This window comes from Virgibacillus sediminis, assembly GCF_042643265.1.
Classification (GTDB): Bacteria; Bacillota; Bacilli; order Bacillales; family Amphibacillaceae; genus Virgibacillus_O; species Virgibacillus_O sediminis.
In genome coordinates this window covers 175,232-188,772 of the sequence record NZ_JBHRRZ010000015.1, presented here as the reverse complement: position 1 = coordinate 188,772, position 13,541 = coordinate 175,232, and the positions used below count along the sequence as shown (strand labels likewise).

At 42.0% G+C, this 13,541-nt stretch carries 27 protein-coding genes; all 27 read left to right on the top strand.

Annotated features, from left to right (window positions below; genetic code table 11):
• The first annotated feature begins 45 nt into the window (after positions 1–45).
• The 27 genes from ACFODW_RS09485 to terL all read left to right on the top strand — a co-directional run bounded on the left by ACFODW_RS09485 (position 46) and on the right by terL (position 13,536).
• Positions 46–561: a helix-turn-helix transcriptional regulator gene (locus tag ACFODW_RS09485; RefSeq protein WP_390305706.1), complete on the top strand. Its 516-nt coding sequence runs from the start codon at positions 46–48 to the stop codon at positions 559–561.
• On the top strand, positions 558–845 hold the full coding sequence (locus ACFODW_RS09480) for a hypothetical protein (protein WP_390305704.1): 288 nt from the start codon (positions 558–560) through the stop codon (positions 843–845). Before ACFODW_RS09485 ends, ACFODW_RS09480 begins: the two co-directional genes overlap by 4 nt.
• A 218-nt stretch (positions 846–1,063) precedes the next feature.
• Positions 1,064–1,246 (top strand): hypothetical protein, encoded by a 183-nt coding sequence (locus ACFODW_RS09475; protein WP_390305702.1) that lies wholly within the window; start codon positions 1,064–1,066, stop codon positions 1,244–1,246.
• A 167-nt stretch (positions 1,247–1,413) separates the two neighbouring features.
• On the top strand, positions 1,414–1,626 hold the full coding sequence (locus ACFODW_RS09470) for a hypothetical protein (RefSeq protein ID WP_390305700.1): 213 nt from the start codon (positions 1,414–1,416) through the stop codon (positions 1,624–1,626).
• 100 nt (positions 1,627–1,726) lie between these two features.
• Positions 1,727–1,963, top strand: a complete 237-nt coding sequence (locus ACFODW_RS09465) for a hypothetical protein (RefSeq protein ID WP_390305698.1) — start codon at positions 1,727–1,729, stop codon at positions 1,961–1,963.
• 2 nt (positions 1,964–1,965) lie between these two features.
• Positions 1,966–2,907, top strand: coding sequence for a YqaJ viral recombinase family nuclease (locus tag ACFODW_RS09460; protein ID WP_390305696.1), 942 nt, complete (start codon positions 1,966–1,968; stop codon positions 2,905–2,907).
• A 200-nt stretch (positions 2,908–3,107) separates the two neighbouring features.
• Positions 3,108–3,965, top strand: a complete 858-nt coding sequence (gene recT / locus ACFODW_RS09455) for a recombination protein RecT (protein WP_390305694.1) — start codon at positions 3,108–3,110, stop codon at positions 3,963–3,965.
• Between the two features lie 323 nt (positions 3,966–4,288).
• Positions 4,289–4,927: a DnaD domain-containing protein gene (locus ACFODW_RS09450; protein ID WP_390305692.1), complete on the top strand. Its 639-nt coding sequence runs from the start codon at positions 4,289–4,291 to the stop codon at positions 4,925–4,927.
• Between the two features lie 12 nt (positions 4,928–4,939).
• Positions 4,940–5,713 (top strand): ATP-binding protein, encoded by a 774-nt coding sequence (locus tag ACFODW_RS09445; RefSeq protein WP_390305690.1) that lies wholly within the window; start codon positions 4,940–4,942, stop codon positions 5,711–5,713.
• 2 nt (positions 5,714–5,715) lie between these two features.
• Positions 5,716–5,805: a DUF6011 domain-containing protein gene (locus ACFODW_RS09440; protein WP_390305688.1), complete on the top strand. Its 90-nt coding sequence runs from the start codon at positions 5,716–5,718 to the stop codon at positions 5,803–5,805.
• A gap of 83 nt (positions 5,806–5,888) precedes the next feature.
• Positions 5,889–6,257: a YopX family protein gene (locus ACFODW_RS09435; protein WP_390305686.1), complete on the top strand. Its 369-nt coding sequence runs from the start codon at positions 5,889–5,891 to the stop codon at positions 6,255–6,257.
• A complete protein-coding gene (locus ACFODW_RS09430) occupies positions 6,257–6,424 on the top strand; it encodes a hypothetical protein (RefSeq protein WP_390305684.1) in 168 nt (55 codons plus the stop codon). The genes ACFODW_RS09435 and ACFODW_RS09430 overlap by 1 nt, the downstream gene beginning before the upstream one ends.
• Positions 6,421–6,807 carry a hypothetical protein gene (locus ACFODW_RS09425; RefSeq protein WP_390305682.1) on the top strand — a complete coding sequence of 129 codons (387 nt, stop codon included), beginning with the start codon at positions 6,421–6,423 and terminating at the stop codon, positions 6,805–6,807. The genes ACFODW_RS09430 and ACFODW_RS09425 overlap by 4 nt, the downstream gene beginning before the upstream one ends.
• Before the next feature lie 18 nt (positions 6,808–6,825).
• Positions 6,826–7,014 (top strand): hypothetical protein, encoded by a 189-nt coding sequence (locus ACFODW_RS09420; protein WP_390305680.1) that lies wholly within the window; start codon positions 6,826–6,828, stop codon positions 7,012–7,014.
• 13 nt (positions 7,015–7,027) lie between these two features.
• Entirely contained in the window at positions 7,028–7,363 is a 336-nt protein-coding gene (locus ACFODW_RS09415; RefSeq protein WP_390305678.1) for a nucleoside triphosphate pyrophosphohydrolase family protein, read from the top strand.
• On the top strand, positions 7,360–7,569 hold the full coding sequence (locus ACFODW_RS09410) for a hypothetical protein (RefSeq protein ID WP_390305676.1): 210 nt from the start codon (positions 7,360–7,362) through the stop codon (positions 7,567–7,569). Before ACFODW_RS09415 ends, ACFODW_RS09410 begins: the two co-directional genes overlap by 4 nt.
• Positions 7,566–8,051 carry a RusA family crossover junction endodeoxyribonuclease gene (locus ACFODW_RS09405; protein ID WP_390305674.1) on the top strand — a complete coding sequence of 162 codons (486 nt, stop codon included), beginning with the start codon at positions 7,566–7,568 and terminating at the stop codon, positions 8,049–8,051. The genes ACFODW_RS09410 and ACFODW_RS09405 overlap by 4 nt, the downstream gene beginning before the upstream one ends.
• A gap of 33 nt (positions 8,052–8,084) precedes the next feature.
• The gene (locus ACFODW_RS18340) at positions 8,085–8,324 is read left to right on the top strand and encodes an NrdR family transcriptional regulator (protein WP_449366123.1); all 240 of its coding nucleotides are present in this window, start codon (positions 8,085–8,087) and stop codon (positions 8,322–8,324) included.
• A 93-nt stretch (positions 8,325–8,417) separates the two neighbouring features.
• Complete coding sequence (locus ACFODW_RS09400; RefSeq protein ID WP_390305672.1) at positions 8,418–8,618, top strand: XtrA/YqaO family protein; 201 nt, start codon at positions 8,418–8,420, stop codon at positions 8,616–8,618.
• Positions 8,619–8,632: 14 nt separating this feature from the next.
• A complete protein-coding gene (locus tag ACFODW_RS09395) occupies positions 8,633–8,956 on the top strand; it encodes a hypothetical protein (protein ID WP_390305670.1) in 324 nt (107 codons plus the stop codon).
• A gap of 46 nt (positions 8,957–9,002) precedes the next feature.
• Complete coding sequence (locus ACFODW_RS09390) at positions 9,003–9,779, top strand: hypothetical protein (RefSeq protein WP_390305668.1); 777 nt, start codon at positions 9,003–9,005, stop codon at positions 9,777–9,779.
• Between the two features lie 255 nt (positions 9,780–10,034).
• Positions 10,035–10,235: a hypothetical protein gene (locus ACFODW_RS09385; RefSeq protein WP_390305666.1), complete on the top strand. Its 201-nt coding sequence runs from the start codon at positions 10,035–10,037 to the stop codon at positions 10,233–10,235.
• Positions 10,165–10,623, top strand: coding sequence for a sigma factor-like helix-turn-helix DNA-binding protein (locus ACFODW_RS09380; RefSeq protein WP_390305663.1), 459 nt, complete (start codon positions 10,165–10,167; stop codon positions 10,621–10,623). The genes ACFODW_RS09385 and ACFODW_RS09380 overlap by 71 nt, the downstream gene beginning before the upstream one ends.
• Before the next feature lie 267 nt (positions 10,624–10,890).
• The gene (locus ACFODW_RS09375; protein WP_390305661.1) at positions 10,891–11,112 is read left to right on the top strand and encodes a hypothetical protein; all 222 of its coding nucleotides are present in this window, start codon (positions 10,891–10,893) and stop codon (positions 11,110–11,112) included.
• A 59-nt stretch (positions 11,113–11,171) separates the two neighbouring features.
• Positions 11,172–11,624 carry a hypothetical protein gene (locus tag ACFODW_RS09370; RefSeq protein WP_390305659.1) on the top strand — a complete coding sequence of 151 codons (453 nt, stop codon included), beginning with the start codon at positions 11,172–11,174 and terminating at the stop codon, positions 11,622–11,624.
• Positions 11,625–11,687: 63 nt separating this feature from the next.
• Positions 11,688–12,092, top strand: coding sequence for a terminase small subunit (locus ACFODW_RS09365; RefSeq protein WP_390305657.1), 405 nt, complete (start codon positions 11,688–11,690; stop codon positions 12,090–12,092).
• Positions 12,073–13,536: a phage terminase large subunit gene (gene terL / locus ACFODW_RS09360; protein WP_390305654.1), complete on the top strand. Its 1,464-nt coding sequence runs from the start codon at positions 12,073–12,075 to the stop codon at positions 13,534–13,536. The genes ACFODW_RS09365 and terL overlap by 20 nt, the downstream gene beginning before the upstream one ends.
• Positions 13,537–13,541 lie beyond the last annotated feature (5 nt).

Below are 13,541 nucleotides of genomic sequence, written 5' to 3'. Positions count from 1 at the left end.
CTGTATTGATGATTCACTGAATGAATACAAAAGGAGAGATGAAAAATGAAGGCAGGAAAATCTATCAAAGGGCTGCGTCTGCGCAAAGGGTTGACGCAGGAAAATATAGCTAACGACCTACATGTTAGCAAGCAGCTCGTCTCTCATCTAGAAAACGACAGAAGAAACATGACAGAAGATTTGATGAAGGAAAGTGTCACTTATTATTCAGACGCACAATACGGCTTTGAAGTAGCGAGAGAAACAGCTAATGGCTACATAACACCATTAGCTACGGCAAATAAAGCGATTGAATGGCATCGGTTGGCCTTGGAGGAAGTCTTCAAGCGGGAAGCGGATGAGGCAATTAAGCATTTCAATAAGGTAAGCCTAGTAAAGAGCCCAGATTATGCAGATGAAGATGACATTGGGGCAATTGAGGACGGAGTCAAGGAGCTGCTGGATGTACAAACAACCATAAATTCCTTTCTGGCCAGGTTGGAGCAGACTTACCCGATCTCCATTAAAGATTGTATGAGAAAACGGACACCGGAATGGAAGGCAAAAGGGTGGATTGGATGAAAATAGAAGATCATTTTTTACCGGAGGATATTAAACGGGCGAGTGAAGAGTACTGGTGTGTGATGGATTTATTATCAGATGTTATGGATAACGTTTTTGCTGGAGACATCGAAATGGCAAAGCATCGTTCCATCGATCTATTGAAGTCTATACATGAGCTGTCAAAAATGAGCGACAAGAAAACAGCCACAGATCGCCGACTTGAAATGGTAAACGAGTTAAATGCTGCTGGGGTCAACATTGAATTAGTGAGGAGGCATTTATCTGAGAAACAGAATAGCTGAGGGTAAATGGACCTATTACATTTTATTCGCTTTGAGCTTGGTGTTTATATACTTCGCACTGACTACCGCTTAGGAGGTTGCTGAAATGAAAAAGTTGAATATGTATTTCTTTGGAGAAAAGAAGATTTGCTTATCGGATTGGTTGTGGTTTTACGGACTAATCATCGGAATAATTGCTTACACATCGTTAATTCTCATATTCGGATAGGAAGGACGACATGAAAAATTTAACCGAATGGATAGAAGGTCTAAACCTAAAGGAAAGAGCGACATTTTACACGTTCTTCTGCGCGTATTTGGGGAGCAGGATGGAGGATGCAGATGCGGAAGATAGAGATTTTATTCGGCTTAAGGAAATCCATAAAGGGGCTAAAGCAGCCTATGAGTTTACAAAAAAATAGCCTGTGCGGCAACACAGGCTGGTCAATCGGTCAATCCAATTTTATCATCCCTTGAAATACAAGGCAAGCTCGGTCTTGCCTTAGGGGCCAAGAGCGCAGAGTCCCCTCCCTGGCTTATGTGTTCTTGACTCGTAAGGTGCGACCGGCACCGGGGAGGAGGGATAAAGATGGAGCATCCAGCAATCACACGCACGATTAAAACTGGCTACCCGTACAGTGACAGGAGAGAAGAGTATGGAACAGATGCGCTAGGAAACGAGGTTTTCGAGGGAGATGAGATCCTAGTTTATCAGGACGAGTTTTATCTAGTAGAGGAGCTCTCCACCGATGCTATTCAAATACTGGAACAGCACGGTGGAGATTACAGAATCGCAAAATAAAAGAGCCCACGGCAATGGACTCACGATAGGGAGAATTTCTTCAACATCTTGTATGTACATTATACGTTTTTGCTCCCTTAAACACAAGGAGGATTAAGTAATGACAGTAAAGGAATTGATTGAAAACTTACTTGATTACGATATGGATTATGAAGTGGAGATTGAAATGACGACCGCGGATGGAACGGAATGGGATTCCTTTGATCTCGGTGAAAATAATGCAGGTCAGCAACTCTATTTAACTGTTGATCTAGGGGACTATCACTTAATTGATAAAGATAGATACGAAGAGCTCCTGGAAGCTGAATCAGAATTAGACGAGAAAGGAGAGGATTGAATATGACGAAAAACACAACGGAAATGACAAGGCAAGAATGGTTGTGGAATAGAAAGCGCGGAATTGGCGGAAGTGATGCTAGTGCAATTTTAGGATTCAACCCTTGGAAGTCAGCTTTTGAGCTCTACATTGATAAAACAAGTGATCGGGTTGAAGAAATAGACAATGAGGCAATTCACTGGGGAAACGTTCTCGAGGACGTTGTAGCAGAGGAATTCACACGGCGGACAGGTAAAAAGGTCCGTCGCCGTAACCAAACGTTCAAGCATCTTGAATACGAATTTATGATTGCCAACATTGATCGTGATGTGGTCGGAGAAAAAGCATTGCTGGAGTGCAAGACGACCAACGCATTTAACTCCAATACATGGGAGGAGGAGCATATTCCTCCAGCTTATATCTGCCAGCTGCAACATTATATGGCGGTCCTGGGCTATGAAAAAGCATACATTGCAGTTTTAATCGGTGGTCAGAAATTCGTATGGAAAGAAATTGATCGTGATGACGAGTTTATTGGTTACATGATCGCTGAGGAGAAAAACTTCTGGGAAGAACATGTCTTAAAAGAAATTCCTCCGGAGATTGACGGGTCAAAGTCTGCAGCAGAATTACTTAACAAGATGTACCCAGAAGACAACGGAGATACGATCATGCTCAAGTCGGATGATGCAGAAATGCTGATCGAAGCGATTGAAAGTATCAAGTTGGAAGTAAAAGAAAAGCAGTCGCTCCAGAAAGAATACGAAAATAAGCTGAAGCTGATGATCGGGGAAGCTGAAACGGGAGTTACACCACGATTCGAAGTTAAGCACAAAGCTATCAAACGAAACACGATTGATACAAAGGCTCTGAAAAAAGAGCTTCCAGATATCGCGGAAAAGTACACCAAGCAATCGTCATCCAGACGGTTGACTATTAAACAAATTGAACAGGAGGCTATTTAAATGCTTATCTGCCCTCAATGTCACGAGGATAAGACAACATTAATAAAATTACCTGTCACTGTAGAGAAAGAAGATAATGATGACGGAATACAACAAACATTTACGAGACAAGGATTCAAATCAGATGGAAGCAATTCATCTATTTGCTTTAAGTGCTTAGAAACAGAAACAGAAAATATCTAAAACAGGAGGAAAAATGAATGGCTACAGTAGATGAAATGAAAAACCAAATGGCAACAAAACAAAACAAGGGTGGTGCTCCTGCAAAGGACAAGCCTAAAACCATAGAGGATTATCTGAAGCAAATGGCACCGCAAATGCAACAAGCTTTGCCTAAGCATATGGACGTTGACAGGCTAATGCGGTTAACCATGACGACTATCCGGACTACTCCAGAACTTAGAAATGCGGATATGGGTGGTTTATTAGGTGGAGTAATGCAAGCAGCACAATTGGGGCTGGAACCAGGTCTTCTCGGTCAATGCTACCTTCTGCCGTTTAAAAACAATAAAAAAGGCATCACAGAGGTTCAATTCATTATCGGGTATAAGGGCATGATTGATCTGGCAAGACGTTCCGGACACATTCAGTCGATTTATGCCCATGCTGTTTATGAGAATGATGCTTTTGAGTATGAATTAGGGCTCGATCCAAAGCTCAAACACACACCTACGATGGAAAGTGACAAAGGGGAGTATATCGGTTCTTATGCTGTAGCGCATTTTAAAGATGGCGGTTATCAAATGGAGTTCATGCCGAAAGCAGAGATTGAAAAGCGTAGGTTGGCTAGCCCTGGAGGTCGTTCAAAATATAGTCCTTGGAACAACTACTATGAGGAAATGGCAAACAAAACAGTGATCCGGCATATGTGGAAATACTTGCCCATCAGTGTGGAGATACAGCAGCAAGTAGAACATGACGGGGGAACTGCAAGGGATATTAAAGACATTACACCGAATGATGATGTCTTCCTGGAAGCACCTCCGAATGACTTCATTGATGGAGAATCTACGGAAGGTGAAGGGGAAACGGATTTTCTGATAGATGAGAATGCATAACCAATCAAAAGTGCTGCTCCCGGACAAGTTCTGGGAGCAATCAAAAACAGAACAAGAATTAAAACAGCGTATCCTACATTATATGCGTAATTATCCAGGATATACCGTTTTAGAGGTAAAAGGAAGATTGGCGGTTTGTGAGATTCCGAGAGATTAGATGATCAAAGGGGTGTGTATTAGTGAAAGGATATATCAAAGATTATAGGAAGGAACTGAACAGCGATATATGGTTGATGCCACCCCTTTATCATCGAGTGTGGCAATATCTGAAATACATGGTTAACCATAAAGAGAACAAAGTGCCGATGCGGGATGGATCTTTTATGACAATTAAGCAAGGGCAACATTTAACATCAATGAGAAAGATAGCAACTCAGGTCGGCTACTATGAACAAGGGGCATGGAAAGAGCCAAATCCAAAGACAATAAAGAGCATTTTAACATGGTTAGAGAAACAAAACATGATTTCAATAAGTAGCGGAGATGGTAACAGAAAATACACACTCATAACGTTGATTAATTGGGAATCCTATCAGGTGGAAAACGGAGATGGTAACAGTAATTACACAGTGAGTACACAGTCGGTGGATATAAACAAGAATGATAAGAATGTAAAGAATGATAATAAAGAAGCAGCAGAAGGAGGAGGCCCTAACCCATTCCAGGTCTACGAGGAAAACTTCGGAATCCTCAAACCTATTTTGAGAGATTCACTGATTTCATGGTGTGAGGATCTTGGAGATGAAATAGTAATTGCCGGAATGAAGTTGGCTGCCCAAAAAGGTGGACGCACATATGGATACATTGAAGAGATATGGAAAGAGTGGGCGAGCATGGGTTTGAGGACGATTGAGGAAGTCAGGGCTCATGAAAAAGGCAAAGTCCAGCGGAGAAGTAACACGGTGCCTTTCCGGAGAAAAAAATCTGAAGCAGACGACGATGGCTACAATTACGGTTTCTAGGAGGCGGGATACATGGAACATATTCAGATGGCCCAACCGGAAGAGAGGTTGATCCAGACATATGAATGTGAGGGGTGCAGGAGGACAGTTACACAAAAAGAGCTTCTCATCCCTCGAGGACCTCGAAAAGGTGAAAAGATAGTTGCTGATTATGGATGTAAATGTGAGGATATCCGATTGGCTCAGGAGGCTGAGGAAAACAGAGAGAAACTGCGAACAAGGAAAATGAGGGAGTTCTTTGATTATTACTCTCTGATTAATGACTCTTTAAAAACGGCTACTCTGGAAAACTATCAGTCTACTAGCCAGGAGCTGGCTCAGGCAAAACAACAGGTAGCTGAATACATTCGCGAGTTTGACGGGAAGAAAAACCTGCTGTTGAACGGAAGTTACGGAACGGGCAAGAGCCATTTATCCGTATCCATTACCAAGGCTTTGATGAAGCAAGGGAAAGAATGCTTGTTTTTGTCCCTACCCAAACTCTTAACAAAAATCAAAGAGACATATAACAGCAATGATATTACCGAGGATGAGTTGCTGAAAGTTATTCAGCGGGTGGATCTATTGGTCTTGGATGATATAGGTGCTGAGCATCACACCGAATGGTCCAACACAAAGCTGTTTGAAATATTTGATGACCGATCTGGCAAAGCAACAATCTACACAACCAACTTGAACAGTAAAGAACTGCGGGCGCAAATCAATGAGCGTAATTTCTCCCGGATGATGGAGAATACCGAAATCATAAAAATGAACGGCAGAGATTATCGGCGGAAGGAGTTCTAAGGATGATAGAGAGCACTATTTGCGAAAGGTGTAATCGAAAGCTCAAAGATAAGAAAAGCATCGAGCGGGGCTATGGCCCTGTCTGCTATTAAAAGCATTTGAAGGCGCTGGCGGATGAGGAATTCTGGAAGAACCAGGTGACGATTGATGAAGTGATCAAGAAAGGGGCGGTTTGATGAGGGAGATTAAATATCGAGCAAAAGTAATGAACTGTAAAAAATGGATATATAGACAACCATTCCATATCAGAGGAACTTGGTATATGTACAACAGTTTGTGGGATATGGTTCCAATTGAATATAAAACAATGAGTCAATACACAGGCCTAAAAGACAAGAACGGCAAGGAGATCTACGAAAGCCACATTTTAGAAAGTCCGGAAGGGATACGAGTTGACGTGAAATTCGTGCCAGAGCATGCTGCTTTCTTGGTTTACTACTCGATAGACGGAAATGCGCAATATGATTATTTAGATAATGCACACAAATGCAAGGTGATCGGTAACAGTTACCAACATCCTGAATTGTTAGAAGGTGGTCGCTAATGTGGGCAGGAATGAAATCCGTGATGGTATTTGACCCTAAAGATAGACAGGAGGAAACGGAGCGCAAATGGCTCCAGTGGAATGAACATAAAAGCGCAGTAGCAGATAGGGCGGTTCCCAACGCAGAAGAAACACGGCAGCTGATGAGAAAGCGGGGGCTGGCATGAATACAGCGACCACAGACCGAGTTCCAATCCTGCCTAAAACAGGCGGTTATGAGTATGTGCTGGAAGATCTGGAGCTTGCTTTTCCGAAAGAGCAGCTCAAGCAGATAACCAAGCAGTGGAACAGCGGCTGGGAAGTAAGGGAGATTGCGGAAAACATCAGCAGAGAACCTGATGAGGTTTTCTTGGCCCTGTTTCATCAGGCAAGGATGGGGGAGGTTAAAAGGCCGTTTGCTTTTCGGCCCCAGCAAGCTCCCCCTGCACCGAAGAAAGGTCAAAAACACAAAGCAATCATTGATGTGAAAAAAGTAAAGAAGGAAGTACCGACTATTATCGAGATTGAGGGCAGAAGGTATGTCTTGGAACACAAAAATCAATTTAAGTAAAACCGAGGAGGAAACCGAGTGAAAAAGAAAATTATCGTATCAGCTATGGCGGGAGTTGTATTAACAGGTTGCTCCAACCCGGCCATTGTATATAAGGGCGAGGAAATGCCGACGAGCGAAGCTTCGGAACGTATTGCGGACGAGCTGGAAGTAGAGAACCCGGGCCTTGATTTGGAAGTATCGATACAGCAGGAAACGGATGAATAAAGGAGGAAATGAAATGAAACTTAATGATTATCAAAAAGAAACAGAAAGAACTGCACCTTCAATAGATGATCAAGAAGGCTGCTTGATTAACTTCTCTATGGGATTGAGCGGAGAAAGCGGTGAATTCACTGATCATATCAAGAAAGTGGTGTTTCAAGGGCACCCGTTAAGTTATTCAGATGCGGAGGAAGAATTGGGGGATATTCTCTATTACTTGGCAAGAGCTGCTGATGCGCTCGGACTAACGCTCGAGGAAGTAGCTCAAACTAACATAAACAAGCTCAAGAAGCGCTACCCTAATGGTTTTACCACTAAAGATAGCATGCAGAGAAGGGATGTGGCAGAATGACCCACACACTTGAAAGTATCAACCGGAAGCTCCGAGATAGAGAAATCAATGCAAGGAAGAGGCTCTTGATACAGCAACTGGGTATTTTAGGTAAATCCCAGTCGAGGGATGGTAGGAGATTACAAGATTTATCCCTCTACTCACTGGAATGGATGCACATCGAGGAAAAGCAGAAGTCGGCTAATGCATTCGGTGAAAAGTCATGATTGAGTTAGTTATACCCGGAAATCCAGTACCTCAGGGCAGACCACGGGCAGGGAAAATTAAGAGAGGAAATAAGAGGGGCTGCACAATTCTCTATGATCCCAAGGAATCCAAAGAGTACAAAAACTATGTATCTCTTATTGCAAAACAACATGCGCCGAAATATCCAACAGAGGCACCACTGAGCGTCCGAATGAAGGTCTATAGGGAAATACCTAAGAGTACCACCAAAAAGGACAGAGCGCTTTATATTACAGGTGAAAAGCGTCCGATAGTGAAAGCTGACATTGATAATTATTCGAAGAGTGTACTCGATGCTCTAAATGGGATTCTTTACAAGGACGATTCTCAGGTAGTGGATCTATATAGCAGCAAATATTACTCGGACCATCCACGGGTAGAGGTCACCATCAAGGAAATAGACAGCGTAGATGATACGGAATTTAGAAAGGGGTGCCAGAATGAATTGTGTAGAATGCGGTGAAGAAGTAAGCCGCCATGAAAATATCTGTGATAAATGTTTCCAGGAAAAGTTAATCGAAGTATAGATGGGGATAGCTTATGGAAAGGAGACAGACGGATGAATTGCCCGGAATGTGGAGGTAAAACAAGAGTCATTGACAACCGTAGAGGGAGAAGGCGCCGGGAGTGTAAGTCATGCGACACACGCTTTTCCACAAAGGAAGTTGTGATGGAGAATAGCATAAGCAGACCCTGGATCCCCTCTGATGATTCTTCTGGAAAGGTGTGCAGCTGATGCCTGAATAAGTTGGAGAAAGAATAGAAGCCAGGAGTAGTGGCTCCCAGCTAACACATTGACAATTATATTATAGCACAGGAGGGGGCCCTATTGAGATTAATAGAAATAGAAGTCGACCCAAAGACAATGACACTAGAAATTGATATAATGGAGCAAGAGGAAAACTTTGCCATTGTTGTCTGTGAAGGTAAAGCGAAATTAGCGGAATTACCACCTCACGGAGAAACAAAAATAATTACACACCAGGGAAAGGTGAAGCGAGTTAAGTTTGATGAAGGCGAAGATTTTTAAAAGGAGGAAGCTATATGCCAAGAGTTGAAACAAGATCTAAAGAATTTGTTAGTGCTAATATTCTTAAAGCGACTGTGGGTACAAACGGGCCACGAGGTGGAGATTCAGGTCATAGGGGTCGCACCTACTTCAAACTGAAGGATGAGGCAAGCAGTGATTTGAGAGTCTCTGTAAATGGGCAATATTATGAAGAGGTGGATAGCCTGGAAATAATATTGGGAGGAGATACCGAACTGGAAACTTTCATAGATTCGTTAGAGTTTGCAGTAAAGACCTTAAAGGAACAGTCAGCAGAAAATAATGGAGACATAACAAGAGACTCAGTAGATATCGAATGAGAGCAAAGCTCCATTATCCACTAGTGGGGTGAAATGAGGAAGATTATTGATCATAATAGAGCAATCCAACAGTATCAATTGGTGGGCAATAGCCGGATCAATTGCTTCAGTACTTGCATCAGTAGTTGCAGTAATTACTGTATGGTTCCAGAAGTACAAATATGATAAAGAAAGAACCCCGATTGTATCACCATTAGTTACAAAATTTAGTCTTTCAGACATAAGCCTTTTAACTGATTGGGAATCAAAAGCTAAGATTGGTAGGAAATGGTCTGAAGTAAAAATAGTCGTTAAAAACTACGGTAAAGAATCTATAATTGATATGAACTATAGTTATGCATTTAAAAATTATAAAGAAATGGAAGACTTACTAGTATCTTTTAAATCTGAATCCCCACCTTCCATGGAGTTACGTAACCCTGAATTTTTTGAAGGAAAAAAAGAAACTATTTTAACTCAAGCATCATTAAAAGGCGACGACGGGAACACAGAATTTGATTACTCAATAACCAGGCCACTATTACATGCAGACCCATTGACCCCGCAGGAAGAAATTACGTTAATACTTCCAAGCTACTTTATTATATTGACAAACTATTTAATTACTAGTGAAAGTGTCTTTAACAGTTTCGATATTCCTTATCCAGTTTTGGAATTGTATGTTCATTGTAAAGACACAGATCAAAGGAACTGGTTAACAGTTTACGAATTGTATTGGGATGATAGAAAGAACATAGAGTTCGGATATAAAGGTAAGTACTTTGAGTTGATATTAAACTCAAAGCATGTATTGACTAAAAAGTTTAGAAGTAAAACAAAATAAGTTCTACCAGTCAACTGGAGGACACTGAATGAACGCTTAACCGGCGTCTCGTTTGGTGTCTTCTTTTTTGTTTCTAAAAGGAGGATTTGATGGTTATAGCCTTTCAAGTGATCTTATTCATTGTTATCTTCGTGAGTTTTATAGGTGTGATAGGAGAAAAGCATGATAAGAGTTTGGCGTTAGATATGACACTGATTTGCATTTCAGGGATGGCCGCTTTTGTGGCGACCGTAGTCTGGTTATGAGGTGAAAAAAGTGGAGCGGAAAATGAATTATCAATATCAGTGGAAAGTCAGCGACTACAGGCGGGATAGACGGACGGGAGTGGGAAACCCGATTAAGCGCAGTGATTATGTTCAACAACTATTCAAGGGGGCGGAATGGAATGAACAAAAAGCAGTTGGAGAATCTGATCTACCAGTATCATTGGAGGAAGAGGGAGCTCGACCGGATTAGTAGCATTATCTGGGGAGGATTCAGTCAAGTCCCTTCAGCTGGCATGGTAGCCCAATACGGGGTAGAAGCTACCCTCCCGAAACCGAATACGAATATTAAGAGTGCTGCCGAAATGGATGCCATGGATGCACGAGAAAAAAGACAGTATCAAAGATGGATCCAATACTCCGAGAAAGTAGATGCCATTGAGAGGTTGATTGATTACCTGAAGGAGGAGCAGCATAAAATCATTCTGGACTGCATGATGGAGGGGATGAGCTATCGGTCTATTGCGGATCATCTGGGAGTGAATAGGAATAAGATTCGCGAGATGAAAGAGGATATGTTAGGCCAATTATGCCAAAAATGCCATTTCTTGACGGATTTGTTGGATAAAAATTCCGCATGATAGAATGGAAGGCAGGACAGGCGAGGTTGATACTCGCCAGCTAGAACGGAATAATTTAGACTCCCTTTCGGGAGTCTTTTAGTTTAAAAAGGCCATAAATCCATGCCCATTGCTCCTAAAATTATTAAAAGAACGATAAAGGCAATTATGGAAGCTAAAAATCTTTTCAAGATATTTCCTCCTTTTTTGCAGTATTGTATCATAAGATTATCGAGATATTGTAAATTTCTATGCTCCCTCTCCGATAAAGAAGTCGGGGGTGGAACTATGGGAGAAGAGATAAGGAAAGCTTTGATGGAAGCTAGAGGGCCAATGAATGACCTTGCATTAAATTTAGGAATCCTTTTATTAATCATGCTAACTGGTGGATTTTTAGCAGGATTTATTGCAAAAGCATTGCGCTTGCCTAACCAATTTATAAGCGGTGTTATTTGTCTTGGAATTATAGCAGGTATTTATTTTTGGGCTCAAACGCCATTGGCGCTGTAGATATATTTTGTGCAGGAAACTTCCTTTCTCTGGAGAATATGTAAGAGAGAGGGAGGTGAATGAACATTTTAAACAAACAGTACTATGAGGAACTATCCGGTTCTTTGCGTAGAAACAGACATTCATTTGATCCAGAAATAAAAAGAACTATAGAAGTTTTTGAAGCGGCTAATAATTTTGAAATTCCCGATTATGAACTTTTTTACCCTAAAAAAATCCTTCTAGATGAACCGAATGAAATTTACTTCTTTTGTGAGGATTTTTTATACAAAGTTGATTTAAAAAGCGATGAATTATTTCGAAAAACACTAATTAAATATTCTTCGATAAAAAGCCTGGAATTACTAAAGAAAGGTGGCGACCAATTTTATAAAGCTATATCAATCAAGATAGATGATACAGAATTAGTTTTTGACCCAGATAAAGATTCTGCTCAATATCATAAGAGAGTTTTTTTGGAAAGTATAGATGGAATTTATGAGCATCTCTACAGTAAATATAAAGAACATTAGCATCCTATCAAGGGGTGCTTTTTTTATGCTTAAAACGATACTAGGAGGGATAGGTGATGTAATATGGCTGGTTTAACAGAAAAGCAGAAGAGATTTTGTGACTACTATATCGAAACAGGAAATGCCGCAGAAGCTGCTAGACGCGCGGGATACAGTACAAAAACAGCTAACCGCATCGCTACTGAAAACTTGTCAAAACCTGTCATTCAAGATTACATCAAAAAACGTAACAGGGAGTTGGAAAGCGAACGTACAGCTGATATGAAAGAAGTACGGGAATATTGGACGGCAGTCATGAGAAACAACATTGAGGAGACTAAAGATCGGTTAAAAGCCTCTGAGTTTATAGCTAAGACTAACGGCGCTTTCGTCGATAAAGTGGAACACTCCGGCGAGGTAAAAAGCAACGTCGATCTATCCGGCTTATCTGTGGAGGAGTTGAGAAAGATTGCCAACTCTGACAAGTGAACAAAAAGAAGCATTGGCAGCGGCAGCTCGAGATGAATTGGCGCGGCGGTCGTTTAGAGACTTTGTTGTTCGTGTTCATAGAGGGAATTATAAGCATTTCCGGCACACGCAATATATTGCAGAGCGTTTAGAACCGATAGCAAACGGCCAGCAGAAACACATCATTATCGAAATGCCACCACGCCATGGGAAAAGCATGACCGTTACCGAGTCTTTTCCCTCTTATTTTCTCTCCAAGAATCCTGATAAGCGTGTGATTGCTGCATCATACTCGGACAGCCTGGCACGTAAATTCGGACGATTGAACCGGGAGAAGGTTAATGAATACGGAGGGCCCCTTTTTGACGTAAAGCTCTCAAGTGTGAATGCTGCCCAAAATAACTGGGGGCTTGAAGGAAAACGTGGCGGAATGATTGCTACCGGTATTGGCGGTTCCATTACTGGTGAAGGTGCTGACTTACTTTTAATCGATGACCCCTTTAAGAACAAAGAAGAAGCCGACTCCCCGACCATCCGGGATAAAGTATGGGGTGAATGGGAAGCGACACTGTCCACTCGTTTACATAAGGGTGGATCCGTAGTGGTGATTATGACCCGGTGGCATGAGGATGATCTTGTTGGCAGATTGCTGGAAAACAGTCCTTATGACTGGGAGAGAATACGCATGCCGGCAATCGCTGAAGATGATGACGACTTGCTGAACCGGGAAGAAGGAGAGCCACTATGCCCGGAATTAGGATTTGATGAAGAGTGGGCAGAAAATAAGAAGATTGAAGTGGGTACCCGTACATGGAACGCCCTATACCAACAAAGGCCTTCGCCAGCAGGCGGGGCTATTTTTAATCGTCGTTGGTGGAAGTTCTATGTACCTGATAATGAAACGAAATCTCGACTAAAATCCTCAGATGATGTGGTTGTGCTCCCTCGTATTTGGGACAAGCAAGTACAATCGTGGGACTGTACTTTTAAAGACAGTAAGACTTCCGACTATGTTGTCGGACAGGCATGGGGGAAACGGGACGCTAACTTTTTTCTTCTCGATCAGTTCAGGGATCGCATGAACCTCCCGGAAACCATGAAGGCCATAAGGAACATGACAAGTAAGTTCCCTGATGCAAAAGCAAAATACATTGAGGATAAAGCAAACGGTCCTGCAGTTATTCAAATGCTACAGGATGAAATAGCAGGGCTGATACCCGTTAATCCAGAAGGTGGGAAAGAAGCTAGAGCCAACGCAGTTGCACCTCTGGTTGAATCCGGTAATGTGTATCTGCCTCATCCATCGATAGCGCCTTGGGTGAATGATCTTATAGAGGAATTCACTTCTTTTCCGAATGGGAAGAACGATGACCAGGTGGATAGTGGTACTCAGGCTCTTATCAAAATTCAAGGCAAGAAAAGCAACCCTCTAGATCGATACAAAAAGATGTTAGGCAGAAGATAGGAGGT